The organism is Prevotella aurantiaca (genome assembly GCF_015262605.1).
GTDB lineage: Bacteria > Bacteroidota > Bacteroidia > Bacteroidales > Bacteroidaceae > Prevotella > Prevotella aurantiaca.
This window is the reverse complement of record NZ_JABZSJ010000004.1, coordinates 23,242-45,885: the sequence shown is the minus strand read 5'-3', so window position 1 is coordinate 45,885 and position 22,644 is coordinate 23,242. Positions and strand designations below refer to the sequence as shown.

The following is a 22,644-nucleotide window of genomic DNA, read 5'->3' as shown; positions in this document are numbered from 1 at the left end:
TTTGTAACTTTGCCATTTATATGGTAAAGAAGAGTTTTATATGCCTTTCAGTGGTTGCTTTAGCTTGCCTTATCGTAACAGGTTGCAACGGAAAGAAGGCCAAACAAGCTAAGTTAGCGGTGCCCGTTGACAAGATAACAATGGATACAACCATACGTTTCAATAAAGACGCTGCATGCAAAATACATATAAGTTATGCCTTTTTAAAGGGTAATGAGTATGCATCTGCAAACGATTCATTGCTAAGAATGGGTACGTTGCAACCCAATTACTTTGCTTTGAGTGCAGAAAAGCTAACACCGCAGCGCGCCATATCGGAATTGGCACGCCACTATGGTGCGGAATACACCGAGCTGGCACGCTGGTTGAAGGACCGAGAACATGAGAAAAGCCAACTTGATTGGGCTCTAAATATCAATACACGGATAGTTCCTGGAATGGAAAACTATGTGGTTTATATCTCGGATATAGCGATAAAGACGGGTAAAACCACAACAAAGTATTCTCTTTGCTTTAATATTGACCCTAAAACGGGTAGGCAAATCACGCTGAAAGAGGTCTTTGGAGACGACTATAACGAGACTTTGACGAAGAAAATCATCGCTCAGATGGCGAAAAACAACGACTGGGACGACGACGATGAGGCGCAAGCGCAAAGCAAAGGCTACTTTGTGGGCATAAAGCCTTACGCTTCTCAGAACTTCATTCTGTACGATGACTCTACAACTTTCGTCTATTCGCCAGGCGAAATCAGTAAGAATGAAGTACGTGTAACTATAGAAAACTAATTTAAGAAGCATATAATGATAGACATTATAACTAAGTATTTCCCCGAACTAACAAGTAAACAAAAGGAGCAATTCGCTGCTTTGTACGACCTATATCAGGACTGGAATGCAAAGATTAACGTTATTTCGCGCAAAGATATAACCAATTTGTACGAACACCACGTACTCCATTCGCTCGCTATTGCCAAGTTTATAAACTTCAGAGACGATACTAACGTGCTCGATTTCGGCACTGGCGGTGGCTTTCCGGGTATCCCTTTGGCGATAATATACCCTCAAGCAAACTTCAAAATGATTGATGGAACAGGCAAAAAGATTAAGGTTGCAACGGAAGTGGCTAATGCTATCGGACTGGAAAACGTACTTCCACAACACAAACGTGGGGAAGAAGAAAAGGGAAAGTTCGACTTTATCGTTTCAAGAGCAGTAATGCCGCTTCCAGACCTAATGAAAATCGTGCGCAAGAATATCGCTAAGGATAACCATAACGCACTCGAAAATGGTGTAATCGTACTGAAAGGAGGCAACCTTGAAGAGGAATTGCAACCCTATAGAAAGGTTGCGCTGGTCGAAAACCTATCGCAATGGTTCACAGAAGAGTGGTTTGAAGAAAAGAATTTAATATATGTACCTCGTGTTTAGTGCATTAACTGTAATGTATTAAAGTAAAAAAGAGGACTCAATAAACAAAGAAATATGATACAAGTAAAGCGATTTGTGTTCAACATGATAGAAGAAAACACCTATGTTTTATGGGATAACAGCTTGGAATGTGTTATCATTGACTGTGGTGCTTTCTATGAAGAAGAGCGTCAAACGATAGTAAACTTCATCAAGGAGAATCACTTGAAGCCTGTTCATCTGCTGGCAACGCATGCCCATCTCGACCATAATTTCGGTATAAACACCATCAACGACGTTTTCGGATTACTACCAGAGGTGTCTGAAAAGGACGCTCCTGCCTTGCGTTCGCTTAAGGAACAAGCCCAAAATATGTTCGGAATGCAGCTTAATTACGACTTTCCACCAGTCGGAAAGACCTTTGAAGCAGGCGAAAACATTAAGTTTGGCGAGCACGAACTTACGATAATCAACACTCCTGGCCACACTCCTGGCAGCGTAACGTTCTATTGTAAGGAAGAAAACATGGCGTTTACAGGCGACACTCTCTTCCGTGGTAGCGTGGGAAGAACGGACTTTGAGGGTGGAAGTATGTTTCAACTGATTAGCAGTTTAAGGGAATTATCGCAGCTTCCTGACACTACTGTGGTTTATTCTGGGCATGGTGAGCAAACAACAATAGGCTACGAGTTGGCACACAACCCTTATATGGACCGATAAGAACATGGTAACAGCGCAGCAACGACCTACTAAAATAATCCTTGGCATAGACCCTGGAACCAACGTTATGGGCTATGGCGTTATCCGAACACAAGGTAATAAAGCCGAAATGGTGGTGATGGGAGTCATCGATATGCGCAAAGAGAAAGACGTTTATCTGCGTTTGGGCAAGATATTCGAACGTGTTACTAGTATCATAGAAGAGTATTTACCCGATGAAATGGCGATAGAAGCACCATTTTTTGGCAAGAATATTCAATCAATGCTTAAGTTAGGGCGCGCTCAAGGTGTAGCTATTGCAGCAGCAATACAGCGAGATGTGCCGATATTCGAGTATGCCCCACTCAAGATAAAGATGGCAATAACGGGCAATGGAGGCGCTTCTAAGGACCAAGTTGCTGGTATGCTGCAACGTTTATTGCACTTACAGGATAACGAAATGCCTCAATTTATGGACGCAACCGACGCTCTTGGCGCTGCATACTGCCATTTCCTACAGTCGAACCGCCCCGAAACAGATGCCAAACATTATGGTTCGTGGAAGGATTTCGCCATAAAGAACAAGTCACGCATTAGTAATAAATAACATAAAACTATATAAAAATTAAACGTTTTGCACGTTTTTATGTCAAAATTGTAGTACTTTTGCATCACGAAACACATTCCTCGTGAAAAGAAAGAAGGTTTTTCAATATTATAAAGTATAAGATAACAACAAAACTCAAGATTATAATGATTAAATTAAAGAAAGCAGCTTTGGCAGTCATTGCCTTGGCATTAACTGCCACTACTTATGCGCAAACACCGCAACGTGTGTACGAACAGATTTATAGAAGCTCGTATAAGGTCGCTACAGATAAGTCTGAAGACACCGAAATCCGTAAGATTGCATCGTTCAAAGTAGACGCTATATCATATCTAAAGACCAAAACTTTGGAGGCATTGTCTGTGTCTGACAAGGAATTAACGCCTAAAGAGATTGCTCATTTGAACTCTCGCTTAGACTCAATGGCCTACTATATGTACGACTACGTGAATCTTTACCTTAAGAATTTCGCAAAGGCAGCGAACGAAAAAGAGCAAGATCGTGTGAAGAAGATATTCCGTGATGCCAGCATAAACAACCCATTATATGGCGATAAGGACGACGAAGTAATCTTAGCATACTACAATCGTGAAGACTACCCTACTCAATTCTCGCTCGATACCAACTGGATTGTAGCACTTGAGGAGGTAAAGAAACAGCTGAAATAAGATTTTTCTTCACCTTATTCATATACGAACAAATGAAAGCCCCACTTGCTTCTATCAGCAAATGGGGCTTTACTCTAAACCAATAAAAATGTTTAGTCGTACTAATCAAATTTCTAATACCAACTTAAAATAAAGTTTCTAAGATGGAAAAACTTGTTTTCCTAACTACAAACTTATCTTATTTGATATTCTAATCATCAACTTTACTTTCATTACTAATACTATTATCAACGCAAATTTAGTGCTTTTCAATGATATTATTCATAACAAAAGCATATAAATACGACTTTTACATTGTCAAACGTTTGCATTGATATAATGCATTATGCCCTCCAATCTCACCGAATATAACTCCTTTGAATTGTCAAGAATTATTCAACGAAATAACCAACACTATACTTTGAGTTTGTAAAAGTGCCTGTTTTGCATTCCAAAACAGACACTTTTGCCGTGCAATATAGGCACTTTTACAACGCAAAACAGGCTATATTTCAAAGCATTGATAACTAAAGAGTTATACGATAATACCGCTTATGTAAATTCTTTACATATCTACTATCTATCAACGGTATAGGGAGTAGGTTACTACTCCATATTTATCATTTCTTTCGAACCATTGTTTACATCTCCAAAACGTTTTGCATGCTCTATCAACAAAGAATGCGTGACTTTTTAAAGGGCCACGCATTTATTAGTTAATAAAGTGTATTTACAAAAAGAACAACTTTATCTTGTGCGGTATTCTGGGCGTAGTTCCACCTTTGGAACCTTCATTGTGTCGCCTGCTGTCATCGTTGTGGCATTGTTCAACACTTGGAAATATGCCACCATATCGGGTCCGAGTGCCTTTCTACTATACGATTGCATGGTCTGACCCTTCTTCAATACCACTACTTTTTCTATACCAATGATGTCGTAAGCACCATATCTAATGCGCTTATCTGAACTCATCTGCTTGAACCTATTGATTTCTTCAGTTGCTGAATCAACTTCTTTTACAGCTGGCTTCTGCGCTTTGACAACAGGTTTCTGCGCTGCTTTCTTTATCTTTTTAGCTGTACTATTCTCCGTTTGGGTACGAACTGCAAGCTTATTGTCGCTAAGTGCAGCATCTTTTCCAAACTTATAGCCGAAGAAATACATAATCGTTATGATAGCAAAACCTATCGCTGACCATAGTAACCAATTCGTTTTCTTTGGTCGTTCAGTTGGTTCTGTAACTTCCTGATGCTTAGTAGATATTGATTCAGTTACTTCAATAGTCGCTTTAGGTACCTCTTTCACTTCTGGAACAGGTTGTTCTGTCTTGGTGTCTGTTATTTCTTCCATAGCAGACTCCACTGGTTCAATATTAGCTTTAGGAAGTTCTTCGTCGTTAGAGTTAGGCTGTTCGGCAACTACTTCGGGTATCTCAACGATTGCTTCTGGTATTTCAGCAATAGCCGTAGGCAGTTCTTGAACAGCTTCAGCCTGCTCTTCCACAACCGTTTCTTTTTCTTCAACAACCTCTTGCTTTTCAACTTGCGGTACTTCTACAACCTCTTCTTTTGGTTCAACCGCAACCGCTGGAGCCTCAATTACTGGCTCTTGCACCGCTTCAACAGGTTTTTCTTCTGTTATTTTGTGGTTTATTTCTTCCTTAGATTCAGCCTTTTCCACTTCAGAAGTCGCATTTTCGTTCAATGAATCTACGATTTCATCGGTGCTTTCTACCTTTTCTACGTTGTCAGACTTATTATCTATGTCGGTAAAATCTACGCCATCATTTAACACAACCGTTTCAAATTGTGCGAAAGGCTTATTCACAAGTTCCTTCATAGAAGCATCAGGAGTAAACGAAACCTTATCGTGGCCTTCAATCAACACACGTTCTCCAGTGTTTACATTCACACTTTCACGAGGCTTCACAGCTTGAACCTTAAACGTACCAAGCCCTTTCACCTTAACAAGTTTGTCGTTTTTCAACCCTTCGTTTACCACATCGAACATGGCAGACACAAACTTTTCGGCCTCTTTCACCGTTATTTTGTGTTTCTTTGCCACCGCATCGGCAATAAGTTGTAGTGCTGTTTTCGCCATTATTCAGCCCCTCCTTTCTTCAGTTTCTCCTTTACTGACCCCGTAGCACGGAAGTTAAGGACCAACTTTGGCGGCACTAACATACGCAATCCAGTCGCTGGATTGGTCATAATACGCTCAAGTCGCTTCTTCACTTCAAACGAACCGAAGCCCGAAACCAATACAGGCTCGCCCGATTCGAAGTTATCGCCCATAGCTTGTAAGGCGGTATTCACAAGCTTTTGTGTCTCGTCTTGCGAACGACCCATTCTGTTTGCCAATGTGCTTATAAATTCCTTGTTGTTCATCTTTGGGTTATTTGCTTTTAAAAAACGTAAAGTGTGCTATCTCAACGATGCGAAATTGTTATTCGTTTACCACATCTCCGTAGAGGTCAAACTCGTCGGCTGACGTTATATTCACATCATAAAAGTTGCCGATAACAAGGGGTTTGACATCTGCTTTTATCAATACTTCAGGGTCAACATCAGGCGAACAGAATTCGCTTCTACCGATATAGTAGTCTCCTTCCTTGCGATCGATAATCACTTTTAGTGTCTGTCCTATTTTCTCAGCCTCTATTTCTGCAGCTATTTCCTGCTGCAAAGCCATCAGTTTGTCGAGCCTTTCCTGTTTCAAATCCTCTGGAACGTCGTCCTCATAGTGCTGTTCGCTGTATGTACCTTCCTCGTGTGAGTAAGCGAAAGCGCCCATACGTTCGAACCGTGCCCATCTTACGAACTCCATTAACTCATTGAAATCCTCTTCCGTTTCGCCTGGAAAGCCCACCATAAGCGTTGTGCGAATGTGCAATCCTGGCACTTTTTCACGCAAAGCACGAATGAAATCCATTGTTTCCTGCTTTGTTACGTGGCGGCGCATGCGCGATAACATATTATCGGAAACGTGCTGAAGCGCTACATCAAGATACTTGCAGACCTGTGGTTTCTCGCGAATAACATCGAGCAAGTCCCATGGAAACTGGTTCGGATAGGCGTAATGCAACCTTATCCATTCCACTCCGGATATGTCAGCCATACGCGAAATAAGTTCAGTAATGTGGTGTTTACCGTCTAAATCAATGCCATAGTAAGTAAGTTCCTGCTCTATTATCTGGAACTCCTTCACTCCGTTAGCTGCCAATTCGGCCACTTCTTGCAAGATATCGTCCATCTTTCGCGAGCGATGCTTGCCCGTTATCAGTGGAATAGCGCAGTAAGCACAATGCCTATCGCACCCTTCAGCAATTTTGATGTAGGCATAATGTGGAGGCGTTGTAAGGTGTCGGCGTCCATCGCACGATGGTATTTCAGCCTTACCGAGGTCGGAAATGAGTTGTTTAAAGTTGAATTTGCCGTAGAATTTATCCACTTCTGGAATCTCTTTCTCCAACTCTTCCTTATATCTTTGGGACAAACAGCCCATCACATATAGTTGTCTTAGCTGTCCGTTCTCCTTTCTATTCACGAATTCGAGTATTGTATTGATACTCTCTTCCTTTGCTGTTTCAATGAAACCACAGGTATTTATAACGGCAATTTCGCCCTCTGGGGTTTCCGAATCGTGTACACAATCGTAGCCGTTTGCTTCAAATTGTTTCATGAGAAGTTCTGAATCGACAAGATTCTTCGAGCATCCCATTGTTATAATATCTATCTGATTCTTCTTCATTCAATTGTTTTCCCACGCTTTGGGTTCTTGTTTTTCCACCTGAATACGGTGCGAGAGAAAAGCTTAATCCTGCTTGAACAAGCTATCAACAAACTGTTCTTTATTAAATAATTGCAGGTCTTCCATTCCTTCTCCCAAGCCAATGTATCGCACTGGCACCTTTAATTGGTCGCTAATGCCTATGACTACGCCGCCTTTAGCGGTTCCGTCGAGTTTCGTTATAGCGAGAGAGGTGATCTGTGTAACCGATGCGAACTGCTTAGCCTGCTCGAATGCGTTCTGTCCCGTGCTACCGTCGAGTACCAACATAACGTCGTCTGGTGCTTCAGGCAGAACCTTTTTCATTACGTCTTTAATCTTTTTCAACTCGTTCATCAAGCCAACCTTATTGTGCAAACGGCCAGCTGTGTCGATAATAACGACGTCGGCACCATTTGCTTTCGCACTTTGTAGGGTATCGAAAGCCACACTTGCTGGGTCGGAACCCATCTGTTGCTTCACCACTGGCACCCCTACTCTGTCGCCCCAAATCTGAATTTGCTCTACAGCAGCGGCACGGAAGGTGTCTGCCGCACCAAGATATACCTTCTTTCCAGCGTTCTTAAACTGGTAGGCAAGTTTACCAATGGTGGTTGTTTTGCCCACTCCGTTCACACCAACTACTAATATTACGTATGGTTTATGGGTGGTTGGCAGGTCCCAATCCTCCGCATTCTCAGTGTTATTCTCCGTCAATAGCGTTGCAATCTCGGCTCTTAAGACGTTGTTTAACTCGGAAGTTGAAACGTATTTATCGCGTGCTATGCGCTCTTCGATACGCTGTATAATCTTCAAAGTGGTATCAACACCAACGTCAGACGTTATAAGTATCTCCTCTAAGTTATCTAATACTTCGTCGTCTACCTTTGATTTACCTGCTACTGCACGTGTTATTTTCGAGAATACACTTTGCTTTGTAGTCTCAAGACCCTTATCGAGGACCTCTTTTTTCTTCTTATTGAAAAGCCCAAAAAATCCCATAATTAGCTAATTTGTGGCAAAGTTACCAAAAAACAGCTAAAGTAGCAAATAATAAGCGTGCTAATAATTTTATTTAAGAAGAACGTTTAGAAAAGCTCAAAGTAAGACGATTGTTTTACCATAAAATAGCGGTTACAACATCATTATATTGCTTTTATTTTGTAAAGAATATTTCAACGAAAAGCGAAACAAATACTTTCGCCTTGCAAAAGAGCCTATATTGCAACGCAAAAGTGCCTGTTTTACCGCGCAAAATAGGCACTTTTACAATGCAAAACAATGGGTGTTACAACGTATTGAAAGTAAGACAGTTACACAAAAATGGTGATTGCGAAATATCTTTACATATATTTTACATATTCAAATACTATAAATAGAGAAACCAGACCGCATTTTCAATAGCAGAAAAGTGGCAAAAACAAAAAAAGCAACGATACTATCAATGAAACGACAGCACCGTTGCGTAAATACTAAAAGACTTTTTTTATTATTTATTCTCGCCTTGTTGAGCGAGAAATTGTTCTGCTCTTTGCAAATCTTCGGGGGTATCTATGCCGACAGTTTCCACATCTGTAAGTCCCACTTTTATCTTAAATCCATTCTGCAACCAACGCAATTGCTCTAAGCCTTCAGCCAATTCGAGAGACGATTGAGGAAGTTTTGTAATTTCATCTAATACCTCTGTGCGATAAGCATATAGACCAATGTGTTTAAGAAAAGGATAAACTGAAAGCCAATCGCTTTCTGCTTTGCCTCTAACATAGGGAGCAAGAGCACGTGTAAAGTACATTGCGTAGCTACGATAGTCGAGAACTATCTTTGGAGAATTGGGGTTTTTAGCTTCTTCGATGGTTGCAAACTTCTTTCCAAGCGTTGCTATTTGCGTGTCATCATCGAGGAAACAGGCCACAACAGTCTCTATTTGGCTCTGCTGAATAAATGGTTCGTCGCCCTGAATATTGACTACAACATCGAAGTTTCCGCCTATTTTTGCCAATGCTTCAGCTATGCGGTCGGTGCCACTTTGGTGGTCTGAACTTGTCATTACTGCCTTTGCACCCAGCGAAATCACGATATTGTAGATTCGTTCATCGTCGGTAGCAACGTAAACATCGCTGAGTACGGAGCTAACTTGCTCTACAACGCGTTGTATTACATACTTTCCACCCAGCTTAGCGAGGGGTTTACCCGGGAAACGAGAGGACGCATAGCGGGCTGGGATAATTCCTATTACTTTCATTATATATATGTATTGTTTTCTGTTTCTTGCATATAGACTGTGTGTTTGCGCACGAAATGGGTTCCTACATCTATATTTGGTAGTACCAAAACATGAAACGGCGCATAACAGAATTGGAAAAACGAAACCACCGATAAGATCCTATTGGTTTACCACCAAAGCTCAACATGAAGTCGCGATACTTGCTACGCGAGAACGGAAGTCCAATGTTAAGAATGTGAATGTGGTCTTGTCCTCGTCTGTGGGCTTCCTTAATGGCATTCCAAACTGTCAGTGTGTGGGGGTGATAGAACAAGTAGCGTTTCTCCATTGCGGCATCGTACCACAGCATAGACTCACGTCCAGAGTCCACAACAACGCTTCCTCCAACGATGTGGCCCTTGTATAAGGTGATATAAATATGCCCGTGATGGCTGGAACCTATCTGTTGGAACAGCGTTTCCTTAGGTATGTAGCGCTGTTTACGTAGCAAATAGTATCTTTTTATGAGGCGATAGAGTTGGTGAATTTCCTCTTTTGTTTTGGCTTCGCGTGTCTCAAACCCGTTCTCCATGGCATATTTAACACGCTGAAGCACCTTTTCAGAAGCTCGTTCTTCAGGCGTTCGACTGTGTAACGAATGGTGTAGCTGTATCCAAGGAATAGGAACGAAGCCGTGTTGGCGCAGAGTTCGATAGCCAAACATCTTCTTTGACATATCGCTTAGCTCGATATGGTAGCACCAATGCCGCAGCATGTAATGCACAAGAGCGTCCATCATATCATCGAACAGCTTAGTTTTCTCTGTAAAATCGACATCGTTACGATACACTCCTTCCCCATATATGCGGGCTCTGCGAGTGAAATTGAGACCGAGAATACGTCGTTTGCTACGGATTTGTGCCAGTATTTGCGCGATGGTTTCGCCCTTTTCGTTGGTAACAACCACCATACACGGCTGCAATCGTGGCGTTTGTTCTAACATACAGAACAAGTCCCGACTGTGAAAGAAGTTGCCTTCGCAAAGCGTTGGCAGGTCTTTGCTGTGTGTAAATATCTGGGTCTGCATCAATAAAGCGGTCAAAACACAATGAAATATGCACGAAACTGGCTCGTACACAGCACTTGCAAAAATAGCAAATGTTTTGTAAAAAAGCGAGGAAAGCTTAGCTTTTCTCCTTATTTTTAGTAATTTTGTACTTATTATGAAGATAGCATTGATAGGTGCCGGCAATCTTGCCACCGTTTTAGGGCATGCTCTTTACAACGCCAAACACGACATTGTGCAGGTTTATAGCCGAACGATGGCGGCAGCAAAGCAGTTGGCTGAAAGGCTGAACGCCGTGCCAACAGACGATTTGGAGACTATAACGAACGATGCCGACCTTTATATTATCGCACTAAAGGATAGTGTTCTCCATGAAGTTATCGGCAAAATATGTCCCAATCGTAGCGAAAAGCTGTTCGTTCATACCGCTGGCTCGATGCCAATTGATGTGTTTCGTGGACGAACAGAGCGCTATGGCGTACTCTATCCGATGCAAACGTTCTCTAAAACACGTATTGTCGATTTCCGTAACATTCCTGTTTTCGTTGAAGCAAATAGTATTTCAACGATGCAAACCATTATTGGCGTGGCACAATCGGTTAGCGATAACGTTCAAGAATTGTCTTCTACTGACCGCCGTTATCTGCATTTGGCAGCCGTATGGGCATGCAATTACGTCAATCATTGCTATGATTTGGCAGCAGAAGTACTGCAAAAGGTGGATCTTCCCTTCGATGTTATGTTGCCATTGACTGATGAAACGGCAAGAAAAATACACGAATTGTCGCCTCGTGAGGCACAAACAGGACCTGCCATTCGTTACGATGAAAACATTATTGAGGCACAAATGCAACTTATGAACGACAATCCAAAAGCACAAAAAATATACGAGCTGATGGCAAAAAGCATTCATGAGAAAAGTAAAAAATAAGCATATAGAAAACATTTAACTATTTATTATAATGCAATGATAAACTACGAGTTAAAGAAAATAAAGGCTATTGTTTTCGATGTAGACGGAGTTCTATCGCAAAACACGGTTGCCATGAACAGCGAAGGCGACCCCATAAGAACCATGAACATTAAAGACGGCTATGCCATACAGCTGGCGGTGAAGCTCGGACTAAAGGTTGCGATAATGACAGGGGGCCGCAACGAGGAAATAAGAAAGCGCTATGCTTATCTCGGAGTACAAGATGTGTTCCTTAATTGCGCCATTAAACTGAACACATGGGACGCATATCTGAAGGAGAACGGCTTACAACCAGAAGAGATTATATACGTTGGCGACGACATTCCCGACTACGAAATCATGCAAAGAGCGGGCTGTTCGTGCTGTCCAAAGGACGCTTGCGCAGACATTAAAGTTATTTCCGACTACGTAAGCGACTATGAAGGCGGCATGGGAGTGGCTCGTGATATCATCGAACAGGTGCTTCGTGCACAGGGAAAGTGGCTGAAAAACGCAAAAGCCTTTGGGTGGTAACTCTGTTGAAATCGTTGTTTTTGCCAACAAAGCATTGGAAACAACGTTAGAACTAATACGAAAAGAGAAATAAAACAACTATGAGTTTCAAAGATTATCATATTATATTGGCGAGCAATTCGCCAAGAAGGAAAGAGCTGTTGCGTGGTCTTGACATTGCATTCGACGTGCGTGTGCAGCCAGACATAGCGGAAACTTATCCCGAAAGTGCCGCTCCTGCAGACGTTGCTGGCTATATCAGCCGCGAAAAGGCCAATGCTTACAAAGATACAATAACTGAACACGAGCTTATTATTACGGCAGACACAGTGGTAATAGTGGGCAACAAGATTCTTGGAAAGCCTGCTAACAATGACGAAGCGAAGGAAATGTTGCGCAAAATAAGCGGTCGGAAGCATCAAGTGGTTACCGGTGTGTGCCTAACAACGACGGAAAAGCAGCATTGTTTCTCGGTTTCGACAGACGTAACATTTAAGAATCTGACGGAAAAAGAGATTGAATACTATGTTGAAACCTATTCTCCGTTAGACAAGGCTGGTGCTTACGGCATACAGGAATGGATTGGCTACGTTGGTGTTACAGCGCTTGAAGGCAGCTATTTCAATGTGATGGGACTGCCCGTGCAGCGCATTTGGGAAGAGCTAAATAACCTTTAGCAAATGTACTAACGACATTTAAACAAAAGAAAACAACAATAAAATACAAAGAAAGATGGCTCTGATAAAATCAGCAAGGGGCAAAAGTCCAAAGTGGGGAGAGCGTTGCTACTTCGCCGAAAACGCTACATTGGCAGGTAATATAACCATGGGCAACGATTGTTCGGTGTGGTTTGGTGCGGTAATACGGGCCGATGTAGACGCCATTATAATGGGAAACGAGGTGAATGTGCAGGATTTGGCGTGCATACATCAGACCGAAGGCAAGCCAGTAGTGATTGAAGACGGTGCCAGCATAGGTCATTCGGCAGTGGTACATGGCGCTACTATCCGCAAAAACGCCCTCATTGGCATGAACGCTACGGTACTGGACAATGCCGAAGTGGGCGAAAATTCGATGATAGCAGCAGGGGCTGTGGTACTGCAAGGTACGATAATTCCTCCCAACGAGATATGGGGCGGCATTCCAGCCAAGCGCATCAAGGATGCCAAACCAGGACAATCGCGTTTGTTTGCCGACCATTATCTGTATATCAAGAAGTGGTACGAGGACGAGGAATAATTAGAAAGGAGACACTTCTCAATGAATTTTTCGATAGTAACAGACACTGCTGGCGCAAAGGTTGGCCTTCTTGGAGATGCTTTAAGAGATATTTTGGTAGAGGAAATAAACAACGATTTTGCAACCGAAGAGGTATCGATTGGTGTTGCTATTCGTTGTTTGCCTGAATCGTACAATAGGAAATCGTTTGTTCGCTATGCGAAACAAGACAAGTATCTGACCATTGACTTCTGTGTTTCGGTTGAGGATTACGAAACGAAATATCAGATAGAACAACAGTTTGAACTGGGTATTATCTTTCTACAATGGTTGGACAAAGGTCTTGGTAATAAGGAATTTGTTAAAGATAACCCCAGTTTCGATGGAGAACAGTTTAAAAAGCGGGTCCTGGAATTAGGACAAAAGAATGGTTGGTTTGGCGATTCTATCGACTGGAGTCAGGACTTAGACTGAGTTATTTCTGTTGAATTTCTGGCTATCCTATTCATAACTGCACTTTCAGCTCGCATGCAATACGATGCTTCATAATGGTTTTAAGAATTTCGGAACCGCAGAAATACAATAGAAAGTTGCTGAAACGATAATGTATAAAGACCGAAAACACTTTGTCATGGATAAGGTAAACAAATTTAAACTTGAGATAATAGGTACGCAAAACAGTTTTGGAGACTTACAAACGTTAAGTTCTCACACATTCGAAAATGGACGAACGTTTCCCGTTTCCTATGTAGATTTTGTACGAAAATATGGGTATGGTCTTACAGCCGATATGTTTCATATATACATTCCGATGGGAAACTATGGCGACTCCCTATTTGTAAGGTCGGCTGAAATACGCTCAACGTATTATGACGATGTTATAAATGGAGAACTTTGGTTCGATGTTGCACCTGAAGTTACCACCTCCATACTGCAAAACCTCTACCCTTTTGCTTGTAGCAACAATGGCGAATACCTCTTTTGGGACCTTACATCGGGCAGCAATGAAAGCGGTGAAATGGACATTTACATAACGGATTTCAGAGGATTGGCAATGCAAAAGGTAGCTGATAATCTATATGAGGCAATACAAAAACTAACTGATGACAACCAATATAAAGAACTTCTACCCTACGCCACACACCCACTTCCCAACACATTTCGGTGCTTTGACACCATAGAATAGTTGTCCTTCTTCTACGATTTCCCTACGCAAAGAAAGCATTGTACATCGTTTTATTTTGTAAAGAAAATTCTATTAAAAAACGGGTCAGATTGTTTTGCATTGCAATAGTGCCTGTTTTACGACGCAAAAGAGCCTGTTTTGCCGTGCAATATAGGCCCTTTTACATTGCAAAACAATAGGTATTGCAAGTATTGACAATGTGGTAGTTACACAGAACGAACTATCTTCTACAATCTTTACATTTTTTGAGGTCGCTGTTTATGGATTTATAAGCATGGAGAAGTTGCTATAAAGCTATCAGAAATAAAAAGAAGTGGGTAGACATTAAGGTTCCATCGGATTTTAAAAATAGTAAGAAAACAATATAGGGGACAAGTTATTGCAACTTGTCCCCTACATTATTATATTATCAAGCGAACGCTTTTACTCTGCACTTTCAAATTCTTTCAAGAAGCGAACATCGTTTTCCGAGAACAAACGGAGGTCGCTAACACGATACTTAAGGTTGGTAATACGTTCTACACCCATACCAAATGCATAGCCAGTGTAAACCGATGAGTCGATACCACAAGCTTCAAGGTCGTGAGGATCGACCATTCCACAGCCTAAAATCTCTACCCAACCAGTGTGTTTACAGAACCCACAGCCTTCGCCACCGCATATATTACAGCTTATATCCATCTCTGCACTGGGTTCAGTGAAGGGGAAATAGCTTGGACGCAAGCGTATTTTGGTGTCTGCTCCAAACATTTCGCGTGCGAAAGTAAGTAACACTTGCTTCAAATCAGTGAAGCTAACGTTCTTGTCTACATACAATCCTTCAACCTGATGGAAGAAGCAATGCGCACGCGCACTGATGGCTTCGTTGCGGTAAACACGCCCCGGACAGAGCACACGGATAGGTGGCTCGTGGGTAGACATATAGTGTGCCTCGTCGTTAGAAGTATGACTGCGCAGCAAAACGTTCTTTGTTACGTCCATAGTGCTGCTGCGTTCTATAAAGAAAGTGTCTTGCATGTCGCGCGCTGGGTGGTCCGCTGCGAAGTTAAGCATCGTAAATACATGCTGATCGTCATCGATTTCCGGTCCCTGATAGAGGGTAAAGCCCATTCGTGCAAATATATCTATAATCTCTTTCTTTACCAATGAAAGCGGATGACGGGTGCCTAACTCCACTGGATAGGCTGTTCGAGTAAGGTCTATATCGTTGCTTTGTGCTTCACATGACTCCAATTGTTCGCGCAAATCGTTGATTTTGTTTTGCGCAAGCTGCTTTAGCTCGTTGATTTTCATGCCTACAACCTTCTTCTGATCGGCTGCAACGTTGCGGAATTCGCCCATTAAAGCGTTTATTTCGCCCTTTTTACTGAGATATTTCAAGCGGAGTTGCTCTACGTCTTCGGCATTCTTAGCCGAAACAACACTCACTTCCTTTAATAGTTCTTCTATCTTTTCGAGAATCATAATTCCTAATTTTAGTGCAAAGATACAATATATAATTTGAACAGGGAAACGCTATGAAAGAAAATTATTACCTTTACAGCATTATTATATTGACTTTACAACATTATTATAAAATAAATGTAGTACTTTTGCATCATAATTTGAGAATTACATTTATTAGAATATGAGAAAAGCTATTTTACTTGTCTTTGGTCTGTGTGTAGCTATGTTATGCTTCACAACAGGCTGTAACAACAAAAAGGTAGAGCCAGCTGATTCTGCAAAAGCTGACCCAATAGCCACTACTGACACTACTGATACAGTAGATTCGGTAACAGAAATCATTGCAGAAACCCCTATGCCAAAAGCCGCCGACCAACTTTTCGACGACTTTTTCTTCAACTTTATCGCCAATAAAAAGTTGCAACTGAATCGCATCAAGTTCCCGTTGCCTGTTGAAACCAATGGAAACATGACGAAACAGATAGCACGTAACAATTGGAAAATGGAAAGATTCTTCCGTCCACAAGGCTATTACACGCTGATTTTCGACAACGAAGAGCAAGCTAAATACGCTAAATCAACTGAACTTGACACTGTAATCGTGGAAAAAATCAACTTGCATCAAGGTATAGCAAAGCAGTTTTGCTTCGACCATCAAGATGGTAAATGGAAGATGAACAAGATTATGAACGTCAGCTTCGAGCAGAAAAAGAACACTTCTTTCCTCAATTTCTTGAAGAAATTCTTTGCTAACGACGGACGAGGAAGCATTAAAAACCCACTGCCATACTCTGGTTTAGACCCTGAAGGAGAAGGTACGAACAAGGTAAACACTACAATTCCTGCGTCAGAATGGAGCACTTACCTTCCAGAAGTACCTAAAAACTACATCTACAACATACTTTACGGGCAGAAATATGGTGAAGGTAAGAAGAAAATACTTGTGTTCCGAGGACTCTCTAATGGTGTTGAAACACAGCTAGAGTTCAAGCAAAAGGGCAACGATTGGCGCTTAGAGAAGATTATTGCCTACTAAAAAGCAAAGCTATTTAAAAGGAATAGGAACGAAAGACAACCTGAAAGGGACTATGATAGACGAGAAAGACTACAGCCTGCTAAGGCATAACACGTTCGGAATCGAAGCTAAATGCAAACGATTCATAGAATATAATTCGGTGGAAGAGGCACAACAGGTGGCTAAAATGCTTACCGATGCCGACCAACCTTTACTTATTCTCGGTGGAGGAAGCAACTTATTGCTCACTGCCGATTATGATGGAACAGTGTTACATTCAGGTATTCGCTTTCTCGAACAGATTGATTCTTGCCACGTTCGCTGTGGTTCGGGCTACGTTTGGGACGATTTCGTGGCCTATTGCGTAGCTAATGGACTCTACGGAGCAGAGAATTTATCCATAATACCGGGCGAAGTAGGCGCCAGCGCAGTGCAAAACATTGGCGCTTATGGCGTGGAAGCAAAGGATTTGATAGTGTCTGTGGAGGCTGTAGAGATTAAAACAGGTCGTATTTGTCGTTTTACGAACGACGAATGTGACTATTGCTATCGCCAAAGTAAGTTCAAACACACATGGCGGGACCGCTTTCTCATCACCGCAGTAACCTATAAGCTTTCTAAAACCTATGAACCTAAATTGGATTATGGTAACATTCGTGCTGCTTTAGCAGTAAAAGGAATCAACTTTCCTACGGCTACCGAACTCCGAGAGGTTATTACTGAGATTAGAAATGCCAAGTTACCCGACCCAAAAGTACTGGGCAATGCTGGCAGTTTCTTTATGAATCCAGTGGTATCGACACAGAAATATAACGAATTAGCACAACAATACGAAGGTATGCCCCACTATTCTATCGACAACGAACACGAGAAAATACCTGCAGGTTGGCTGATAGAACAATGTGGCTGGAAAGGAAAAGCAATGGGAAAAGCTGCCGTACACGATAAGCAAGCATTGGTATTGGTAAATCGTGGTGGGGCAACAGGAAACGAAGTGGTACGCCTTTGCGAAACCATTCAGCACGATGTGATGCAGAAATTCGGCATTGAAATCAACCCAGAGGTGAACATACGCTAAGCAACAACAATGAAATTACGTTTTTTAGGTACTGGAACTTCAAACGGAGTACCCGTTATTGGCTGCAGCTGTAAAGTATGTCAAAGCAGTAATATAAAGGATAAACGACTGCGAACATCGGCTTTACTTGAAACCGAAACCACACGAATACTCATTGATTGTGGCCCCGATTTCCGCCAACAGATACTTCCTGTACCTTATAAGAAGATAGATGGTATCCTCATAACGCATATCCACTACGACCATGTAGGCGGAATTGACGACCTTCGCCCCTTTAGTTGGCTTTCCGATTTAGAGATTTATGCTAACGAAGACACTTGTGAAGGACTGCGCCACAACTTCCCTTACTGCTTCAAAGAGCATCTTTACCCTGGCGTACCTAAGCTAAACCTGCACGCTATCGCCCCACATAATGCGTTTCCGATAGGCGATTGCACTGTTGAACCCATTGAAGTGATACACGGAAAGCTCCCTATCCTGGGCTATCGTATAGGAAACATCGCCTATATCACCGATATGAAGACCATCAATCCTTCTGAATTGCCGTATCTCGAAGGCGTTGAAACACTCGTGGTGAATGCTTTACGTTGGCAGAGAGAGCATCATTCGCATCAGCTTATCGACGATGCCATCGCCTTCAGCCGTACTATTAAGGCCAAAAGAACCTATCTAACACACCTTACACACGAGATAGGTTTTCACGAAGAAGCCCAAAACAATCTGCCCGAAAATGTATTTTTTGCCTACGACGGCTTGGAGATTGAAGTGTAAGATAGTATAAAGTTGCAGAAAACAAGGTTTCCGACACACCTTGTTTTCTTTTGTTTTTAGTTGTCGTTAGGGTTATAGATTCACCATCTTTCATCGGAAATCTCAAACATTTATCAACCTTTAGAATCCTAAAAAATAAGTATTTTTGTTGAATTACTTGTGCGTTTAGTTTTTTTTCTCTACTTTTGCACATAATAATAACATTGTGCAATGGTCGAAAGCGTAGGACTTTCATCACACAAAAAAGAGTATTTTAGGAGGAGAAAAAAGATGTCGATTTCCAAAACAAGACAGATGTTTGTAGACGTAGCAAGGCAAATCTTTGCAAAAAAAGGTATTGCTAACACTACAATGAACGATATTGCGGAGGCCTCAGGCAAGGGTCGTCGCACGCTATACACCTACTTTAAAAGTAAGGACGACGTTTATTTTGCGGTTATTGAGGCCGAGTTGGAACGCTTGTCTGACAAGTTAGACGAGGTGGCGTTGAAGCGAATACCTCCTCACGACAAGATTATCGAACTCATTTACACCCACCTAAGCATGATAAAAGAGACTGTAATGCGAAACGGAAACCTCAGAGCGGAGTTCTTTCGCAATATCTGGATGGTGGAAAGAGTACGCAAGAACTTCGACGAAGACGAAATAGAGCTCTTCAGAAAGGTATATACTGAAGCGAAAACTGACGGCGATTTCGACATCGACAACGTTGATTTGGTTGCCGATATAACCCATTATTGTATCAAAGGTCTCGAAGTTCCATTCATATACGGCCGTCTCGGACATGGTCTTACCGAAGAAAGCAGTCGCCCTCTCGTAGCTAAAGTGGTGTACGGAGCACTCGGAAACAAGATGGGAAAGCCCAAACGCGAAGATAATAGCTATTAAGAAAGTAAACTATCTTAAGCAAAAAAGCAGGCATTGCGCATTGAAAATGTAGATATTTTGCCTTGAAAAGACAGATTATAACACAATAAGACGATGCTAACACATATTTTATATATAGACAATAGCAACAAAAATTGTGAGCAAAACATATTAAGAACATTGGTATTAACAAAATAAACACAAACAGAACATGGGATTATTAACAGGTAAAACAGCCCTCATCACAGGAGCTGCACGTGGTATAGGTAAGGCTATCGCCATTAAGTTTGCAAGTGAAGGTGCTAATATTGCATTCACAGATCTCGTTATTGACGAAAACGGAAAGGCTACTGAAGCTGAAATAGCGGCACTTGGAGTTAAGTGTAAAGGCTATGCGAGCAACGCAGCAGACTTCTCTCAGACTGAAGAAGTAGTTAAACAAGTGAAGGAAGAGTTCGGTAGCATCGACGTACTTGTCAATAATGCAGGCATAACTAAGGATGGTTTGATGCTTCGAATGACTGAAGCGCAGTGGGACGCAGTTATTGCTGTGAACCTAAAGAGTGCCTTTAACTTCATTCACGCATGTATTCCAGTAATGATGCGCCAACGTGGAGGTAGCATTATCAACATGGCGAGTGTAGTAGGTGTACACGGTAACGCTGGACAAGCTAACTATGCAGCATCTAAAGCAGGTATGATTGCTTTGGCAAAGAGCGTTGCACAGGAGATGGGACCTAAGGGTTTGCGTGCTAATGCTATTGCTCCTGGCTTCATTGAGACCGCTATGACAGAGCAACTCTCTGAGGATATTCGCAAAGAATGGGCTGCAAAGATTCCTATGCGCCGTGGTGGAACAACCGAAGACGTTGCAAACACAGCCCTCTACCTTGCTTCTGACCTTTCAAGCTACGTATCTGGACAGGTCATTCAGGTTGATGGCGGTATGAATATGTAATATTCCTTTCTATATTTCTATCCCCTTCTCCATCGTAGGAGAAGGGCGATAGACTTTCATTCACTATGCAAGTACTCTACGAAGACAACCATATTATCGTCGTATATAAGGAAAGCGGCGAGATAGTACAAGGCGACAAGACGGGCGATAAACCGCTTTCGGAAACCATTAAGGCGTGGATAAAAGAAAAATATGCCAAGCCTGGCAATGTGTTTCTGGGCGTAGTGCATCGTTTAGACCGCCCTGTGTCGGGGTTAGTAGTCTTCGCTAAGACGTCGAAAGCACTATCTCGACTAAACGATATGTTCAGAAATGGAGAGGTGAAGAAGACTTATTGGGCGATGGTTCAGACACCACCAGTAGAGTCGGAAGGTACACTGACCCACTGGTTGGTACGCAACGAAAAGCAAAACAAAAGCTATGCGCACAACCACGAAGTGCCTAATGCAAAGAAAGCAATATTAAAATATAAAACCATTGGGCAGACAGAGCATTACACTTTGCTCGAGGTGAATCTACTAACAGGTCGCCATCATCAGATACGATGCCAACTTTCGGCCATTGGTTGCACTATTAAAGGCGACTTAAAGTACGGCGCGCGCCGCTCAAACCCTGACGGTAGCATATCATTACTCAGTCATACGGTTGAGTTTATACACCCCGTAAGCAAAGAAAACATAGCTGTGGTTTCGCCTTTACCCGCTGAAAAGGTGTGGGATAACTTCCGATAAGCACGTTTCCGCAAACTAAAACAAGCAGCAAAAAGTTTACTTGCACATTTCTATAATAAGGAAACGCTCCCTCTGAGGGATAACAAACAAACCATTAAATGACAACACCTACTGTATTGAAACGCTTCATAGCGTGGCTTAAAAGTCTGTCGTTTCGCACTGGCATCATCGTTTTGGCCATGTGTGTTCCGTTCTATATAGCCTCTTTTGCCCAATTATCGCTCGACAATTCTGCTACAACAAAAGGCATATTGTGGTTTATTTTCTTCGGATTAGCAAAGACATTCCAATATAGCGGATTAACTATCTTAGGCGTAAAAAGCTTTAAACGACTAAAAGAAAAGCTGAAGAAGCCACGCACATAAATACCAAAAGGCGAAGTAAGGGACTGCCGCAACCACGACATTCCCCTACTTCGCCTTTTAGTTTTCGAGATTATTGCACTACAATACCCCCGTTTACTTTCTCACAATCACCGACCCGCTGGCTTGATGTGTAGCCAAAACGAGCACTTCAGCAATCTGAACGTGAGCAGGAGCGCTTGCTGCATAGAATGCAACATCGGCTATATCGTCGCCCGTTAGCGGCTTCACACCCTTGTAAACATTATCGGCGCGGGCATCATCGCCATGGAAACGAACATTCGAGAAGTTGGTTTGCACCAATCCAGGCTTTACATTTGTAACACGAACGTTGCTCTCTGCTACGTCAATACGCAAACCATCGGTAATTGTTTTCACCGCTGCCTTAGTAGCGCAATACACATTTCCGTTCGCATAAGCTGCATCGCCAGCCACCGAACCAATATTGATAACGTGTCCTTCGTTACGCTTCACCATTGCAGGCACTACAAAACGAGTCATGTTCAGCAAGCCTTTTATATTGGTATCTATCATTATATCCCAATCTTCAAAGTCGCCTTCGTACTCCTTATCCAAGCCCAATGCAAGCCCAGCGTTGTTTATCAGCACATCGATAGTAGCCCACTTACCTTTCAAGAACTCTATTGCCTTCTTCGCAGCCTCGCGTTCGCGCACGTCGAACTGCATGGCCAGCACTTCAGCACCCATATTTTCGAGTTCCTTTTTTAGTGTGTCAAGCTTTTCTTTACGACGTCCTGTGATGATAACATCGTATCCACCTTGTGCAAATTTCTTAGCGCAAGCCTCGCCGATACCGCTTGTTGCGCCCGTAACCATTACAATTTTCTTTTCCATGTATTATATTGTCTAAGTTGCAGCGTGGCTGTTATGCCACACCATATAATTGTTGTTTATGTTTCATATCCACCTTTACCCTTGCGGCAATAGGTAAAATGAATGACAAAGGTAATAGAAATTATTTACTTACCAAAATTATATTCCACCCACTTATGAACTTTTTAAAGGCTTAAAATGTTTACTAATGTTAAAATAGAGTACTTTTCTTTCATTCTTTCCACAATATTTTGCACGTTTCAAAAGAATTGTGTAACTTTGCAATCGCAATTCAGGAACAAGTCCAAATAACT

Annotated in this window: 26 protein-coding genes; 18 read left to right on the top strand and 8 right to left on the bottom strand. The window is 42.1% G+C overall.

Going from position 1 to position 22,644, the window contains the following annotated elements:
• Positions 1-20 precede the first annotated feature (20 nt).
• The 5 genes from HXN26_RS01865 to HXN26_RS01845 all read left to right on the top strand — a co-directional run bounded on the left by HXN26_RS01865 (position 21) and on the right by HXN26_RS01845 (position 3,383).
• Positions 21-788 carry an RsiV family protein gene (locus tag HXN26_RS01865; RefSeq protein WP_273158355.1) on the top strand — a complete coding sequence of 256 codons (768 nt, stop codon included), beginning with the start codon at positions 21-23 and terminating at the stop codon, positions 786-788.
• A gap of 15 nt (positions 789-803) precedes the next feature.
• The gene (gene rsmG, locus HXN26_RS01860) at positions 804-1,430 is read left to right on the top strand and encodes a 16S rRNA (guanine(527)-N(7))-methyltransferase RsmG (RefSeq protein ID WP_273158354.1); all 627 of its coding nucleotides are present in this window, start codon (positions 804-806) and stop codon (positions 1,428-1,430) included.
• Between the two features lie 54 nt (positions 1,431-1,484).
• Complete coding sequence (locus HXN26_RS01855) at positions 1,485-2,129, top strand: MBL fold metallo-hydrolase (protein ID WP_273158353.1); 645 nt, start codon at positions 1,485-1,487, stop codon at positions 2,127-2,129.
• 4 nt (positions 2,130-2,133) lie between these two features.
• Positions 2,134-2,715, top strand: a complete 582-nt coding sequence (ruvC, locus tag HXN26_RS01850; protein ID WP_273158352.1) for a crossover junction endodeoxyribonuclease RuvC — start codon at positions 2,134-2,136, stop codon at positions 2,713-2,715.
• A 146-nt stretch (positions 2,716-2,861) separates the two neighbouring features.
• The gene (locus HXN26_RS01845; RefSeq protein WP_273158351.1) at positions 2,862-3,383 is read left to right on the top strand and encodes a hypothetical protein; all 522 of its coding nucleotides are present in this window, start codon (positions 2,862-2,864) and stop codon (positions 3,381-3,383) included.
• 726 nt (positions 3,384-4,109) lie between these two features.
• On the opposite strand, the gene HXN26_RS01840 is transcribed toward HXN26_RS01845, so the two are convergent.
• The 6 genes from HXN26_RS01840 to HXN26_RS01815 all read right to left on the bottom strand — a co-directional run bounded on the left by HXN26_RS01840 (position 4,110) and on the right by HXN26_RS01815 (position 10,336).
• The gene (locus HXN26_RS01840) at positions 4,110-5,462 is read right to left on the bottom strand and encodes an HU family DNA-binding protein (protein WP_273158350.1); all 1,353 of its coding nucleotides are present in this window, start codon (positions 5,460-5,462) and stop codon (positions 4,110-4,112) included.
• Positions 5,462-5,749: an HU family DNA-binding protein gene (locus HXN26_RS01835; RefSeq protein WP_025000113.1), complete on the bottom strand. Its 288-nt coding sequence runs from the start codon at positions 5,747-5,749 to the stop codon at positions 5,462-5,464. Before HXN26_RS01835 ends, HXN26_RS01840 begins: the two co-directional genes overlap by 1 nt.
• Positions 5,750-5,807: 58 nt before the next feature.
• Positions 5,808-7,112 (bottom strand): 30S ribosomal protein S12 methylthiotransferase RimO, encoded by a 1,305-nt coding sequence (gene rimO / locus HXN26_RS01830; RefSeq protein WP_273158349.1) that lies wholly within the window; start codon positions 7,110-7,112, stop codon positions 5,808-5,810.
• Positions 7,113-7,175: 63 nt separating this feature from the next.
• Positions 7,176-8,132, bottom strand: a complete 957-nt coding sequence (ftsY, locus tag HXN26_RS01825) for a signal recognition particle-docking protein FtsY (RefSeq protein ID WP_273158348.1) — start codon at positions 8,130-8,132, stop codon at positions 7,176-7,178.
• Positions 8,133-8,619: 487 nt separating this feature from the next.
• Positions 8,620-9,372: a 3-deoxy-manno-octulosonate cytidylyltransferase gene (gene kdsB / locus HXN26_RS01820; protein WP_273158347.1), complete on the bottom strand. Its 753-nt coding sequence runs from the start codon at positions 9,370-9,372 to the stop codon at positions 8,620-8,622.
• A 70-nt stretch (positions 9,373-9,442) separates the two neighbouring features.
• Positions 9,443-10,336 carry a GNAT family N-acetyltransferase gene (locus HXN26_RS01815; RefSeq protein WP_273158346.1) on the bottom strand — a complete coding sequence of 298 codons (894 nt, stop codon included), beginning with the start codon at positions 10,334-10,336 and terminating at the stop codon, positions 9,443-9,445.
• Between the two features lie 220 nt (positions 10,337-10,556).
• Between HXN26_RS01815 and HXN26_RS01810 the strand changes: the two genes are divergently transcribed.
• From HXN26_RS01810 to HXN26_RS01785, 6 genes are all read left to right on the top strand, one after another.
• Positions 10,557-11,330: a Rossmann-like and DUF2520 domain-containing protein gene (locus HXN26_RS01810; RefSeq protein ID WP_273158345.1), complete on the top strand. Its 774-nt coding sequence runs from the start codon at positions 10,557-10,559 to the stop codon at positions 11,328-11,330.
• Positions 11,331-11,366: 36 nt separating this feature from the next.
• A complete protein-coding gene (locus HXN26_RS01805) occupies positions 11,367-11,885 on the top strand; it encodes a KdsC family phosphatase (protein ID WP_273158344.1) in 519 nt (172 codons plus the stop codon).
• Positions 11,886-11,965: 80 nt separating this feature from the next.
• Positions 11,966-12,541, top strand: coding sequence for a Maf-like protein (locus HXN26_RS01800; RefSeq protein WP_273158343.1), 576 nt, complete (start codon positions 11,966-11,968; stop codon positions 12,539-12,541).
• A gap of 55 nt (positions 12,542-12,596) precedes the next feature.
• Positions 12,597-13,103 carry a gamma carbonic anhydrase family protein gene (locus HXN26_RS01795; protein WP_025000119.1) on the top strand — a complete coding sequence of 169 codons (507 nt, stop codon included), beginning with the start codon at positions 12,597-12,599 and terminating at the stop codon, positions 13,101-13,103.
• A 21-nt stretch (positions 13,104-13,124) separates the two neighbouring features.
• Positions 13,125-13,556 carry a hypothetical protein gene (locus tag HXN26_RS01790; RefSeq protein ID WP_273158342.1) on the top strand — a complete coding sequence of 144 codons (432 nt, stop codon included), beginning with the start codon at positions 13,125-13,127 and terminating at the stop codon, positions 13,554-13,556.
• A gap of 130 nt (positions 13,557-13,686) precedes the next feature.
• Positions 13,687-14,268 (top strand): SMI1/KNR4 family protein, encoded by a 582-nt coding sequence (locus HXN26_RS01785; RefSeq protein WP_273158341.1) that lies wholly within the window; start codon positions 13,687-13,689, stop codon positions 14,266-14,268.
• Between the two features lie 423 nt (positions 14,269-14,691).
• Here the strand turns inward: HXN26_RS01785 and pheS are convergent, their stop codons facing one another.
• Positions 14,692-15,732 carry a phenylalanine--tRNA ligase subunit alpha gene (gene pheS / locus HXN26_RS01780; RefSeq protein ID WP_025000122.1) on the bottom strand — a complete coding sequence of 347 codons (1,041 nt, stop codon included), beginning with the start codon at positions 15,730-15,732 and terminating at the stop codon, positions 14,692-14,694.
• 163 nt (positions 15,733-15,895) lie between these two features.
• Here pheS and HXN26_RS01775 point away from each other — a divergent pair, with 163 nt between their 5' ends.
• The 7 genes from HXN26_RS01775 (at position 15,896) to HXN26_RS01745 (ending at position 21,499) form a co-directional block, all read left to right on the top strand.
• The gene (locus HXN26_RS01775) at positions 15,896-16,750 is read left to right on the top strand and encodes a DUF4348 domain-containing protein (protein WP_025000123.1); all 855 of its coding nucleotides are present in this window, start codon (positions 15,896-15,898) and stop codon (positions 16,748-16,750) included.
• A 52-nt stretch (positions 16,751-16,802) separates the two neighbouring features.
• A complete protein-coding gene (gene murB, locus HXN26_RS01770; RefSeq protein ID WP_273158340.1) occupies positions 16,803-17,807 on the top strand; it encodes a UDP-N-acetylmuramate dehydrogenase in 1,005 nt (334 codons plus the stop codon).
• Between the two features lie 9 nt (positions 17,808-17,816).
• The gene (locus tag HXN26_RS01765) at positions 17,817-18,578 is read left to right on the top strand and encodes an MBL fold metallo-hydrolase (RefSeq protein ID WP_273158339.1); all 762 of its coding nucleotides are present in this window, start codon (positions 17,817-17,819) and stop codon (positions 18,576-18,578) included.
• A gap of 270 nt (positions 18,579-18,848) precedes the next feature.
• The gene (locus HXN26_RS01760) at positions 18,849-19,466 is read left to right on the top strand and encodes a TetR/AcrR family transcriptional regulator (protein ID WP_273158338.1); all 618 of its coding nucleotides are present in this window, start codon (positions 18,849-18,851) and stop codon (positions 19,464-19,466) included.
• Positions 19,467-19,656: 190 nt separating this feature from the next.
• Positions 19,657-20,403 (top strand): 3-oxoacyl-[acyl-carrier-protein] reductase, encoded by a 747-nt coding sequence (gene fabG / locus HXN26_RS01755; RefSeq protein ID WP_273158337.1) that lies wholly within the window; start codon positions 19,657-19,659, stop codon positions 20,401-20,403.
• Positions 20,404-20,468: 65 nt separating this feature from the next.
• Positions 20,469-21,134, top strand: a complete 666-nt coding sequence (locus HXN26_RS01750; RefSeq protein ID WP_273158336.1) for an RluA family pseudouridine synthase — start codon at positions 20,469-20,471, stop codon at positions 21,132-21,134.
• Positions 21,135-21,232: 98 nt separating this feature from the next.
• On the top strand, positions 21,233-21,499 hold the full coding sequence (locus HXN26_RS01745; RefSeq protein ID WP_273158335.1) for a hypothetical protein: 267 nt from the start codon (positions 21,233-21,235) through the stop codon (positions 21,497-21,499).
• Between the two features lie 93 nt (positions 21,500-21,592).
• Here HXN26_RS01745 and HXN26_RS01740 read toward each other — a convergent pair whose 3' ends face one another.
• On the bottom strand, positions 21,593-22,351 hold the full coding sequence (locus HXN26_RS01740) for an SDR family NAD(P)-dependent oxidoreductase (RefSeq protein WP_025000129.1): 759 nt from the start codon (positions 22,349-22,351) through the stop codon (positions 21,593-21,595).
• Positions 22,352-22,644 lie beyond the last annotated feature (293 nt).

Coding starts and splice junctions, on each gene's coding strand:
- HXN26_RS01865 (WP_273158355.1), top strand. CDS start 21: ATGGTAAAGAAGAGTTTTATATGCCTTTCAGTGGTTGCTTTAGCTTGC.
- rsmG (WP_273158354.1), top strand. CDS start 804: ATGATAGACATTATAACTAAGTATTTCCCCGAACTAACAAGTAAACAA.
- HXN26_RS01855 (WP_273158353.1), top strand. CDS start 1,485: ATGATACAAGTAAAGCGATTTGTGTTCAACATGATAGAAGAAAACACC.
- ruvC (WP_273158352.1), top strand. CDS start 2,134: ATGGTAACAGCGCAGCAACGACCTACTAAAATAATCCTTGGCATAGAC.
- HXN26_RS01845 (WP_273158351.1), top strand. CDS start 2,862: ATGATTAAATTAAAGAAAGCAGCTTTGGCAGTCATTGCCTTGGCATTA.
- HXN26_RS01840 (WP_273158350.1), bottom strand. CDS start 5,462: ATGGCGAAAACAGCACTACAACTTATTGCCGATGCGGTGGCAAAGAAA.
- HXN26_RS01835 (WP_025000113.1), bottom strand. CDS start 5,749: ATGAACAACAAGGAATTTATAAGCACATTGGCAAACAGAATGGGTCGT.
- rimO (WP_273158349.1), bottom strand. CDS start 7,112: ATGAAGAAGAATCAGATAGATATTATAACAATGGGATGCTCGAAGAAT.
- ftsY (WP_273158348.1), bottom strand. CDS start 8,132: ATGGGATTTTTTGGGCTTTTCAATAAGAAGAAAAAAGAGGTCCTCGAT.
- kdsB (WP_273158347.1), bottom strand. CDS start 9,372: ATGAAAGTAATAGGAATTATCCCAGCCCGCTATGCGTCCTCTCGTTTC.
- HXN26_RS01815 (WP_273158346.1), bottom strand. CDS start 10,336: ATGTTAGAACAAACGCCACGATTGCAGCCGTGTATGGTGGTTGTTACC.
- HXN26_RS01810 (WP_273158345.1), top strand. CDS start 10,557: ATGAAGATAGCATTGATAGGTGCCGGCAATCTTGCCACCGTTTTAGGG.
- HXN26_RS01805 (WP_273158344.1), top strand. CDS start 11,367: ATGATAAACTACGAGTTAAAGAAAATAAAGGCTATTGTTTTCGATGTA.
- HXN26_RS01800 (WP_273158343.1), top strand. CDS start 11,966: ATGAGTTTCAAAGATTATCATATTATATTGGCGAGCAATTCGCCAAGA.
- HXN26_RS01795 (WP_025000119.1), top strand. CDS start 12,597: ATGGCTCTGATAAAATCAGCAAGGGGCAAAAGTCCAAAGTGGGGAGAG.
- HXN26_RS01790 (WP_273158342.1), top strand. CDS start 13,125: ATGAATTTTTCGATAGTAACAGACACTGCTGGCGCAAAGGTTGGCCTT.
- HXN26_RS01785 (WP_273158341.1), top strand. CDS start 13,687: ATGTATAAAGACCGAAAACACTTTGTCATGGATAAGGTAAACAAATTT.
- pheS (WP_025000122.1), bottom strand. CDS start 15,732: ATGATTCTCGAAAAGATAGAAGAACTATTAAAGGAAGTGAGTGTTGTT.
- HXN26_RS01775 (WP_025000123.1), top strand. CDS start 15,896: ATGAGAAAAGCTATTTTACTTGTCTTTGGTCTGTGTGTAGCTATGTTA.
- murB (WP_273158340.1), top strand. CDS start 16,803: ATGATAGACGAGAAAGACTACAGCCTGCTAAGGCATAACACGTTCGGA.
- HXN26_RS01765 (WP_273158339.1), top strand. CDS start 17,817: ATGAAATTACGTTTTTTAGGTACTGGAACTTCAAACGGAGTACCCGTT.
- HXN26_RS01760 (WP_273158338.1), top strand. CDS start 18,849: ATGTCGATTTCCAAAACAAGACAGATGTTTGTAGACGTAGCAAGGCAA.
- fabG (WP_273158337.1), top strand. CDS start 19,657: ATGGGATTATTAACAGGTAAAACAGCCCTCATCACAGGAGCTGCACGT.
- HXN26_RS01750 (WP_273158336.1), top strand. CDS start 20,469: ATGCAAGTACTCTACGAAGACAACCATATTATCGTCGTATATAAGGAA.
- HXN26_RS01745 (WP_273158335.1), top strand. CDS start 21,233: ATGACAACACCTACTGTATTGAAACGCTTCATAGCGTGGCTTAAAAGT.
- HXN26_RS01740 (WP_025000129.1), bottom strand. CDS start 22,351: ATGGAAAAGAAAATTGTAATGGTTACGGGCGCAACAAGCGGTATCGGC.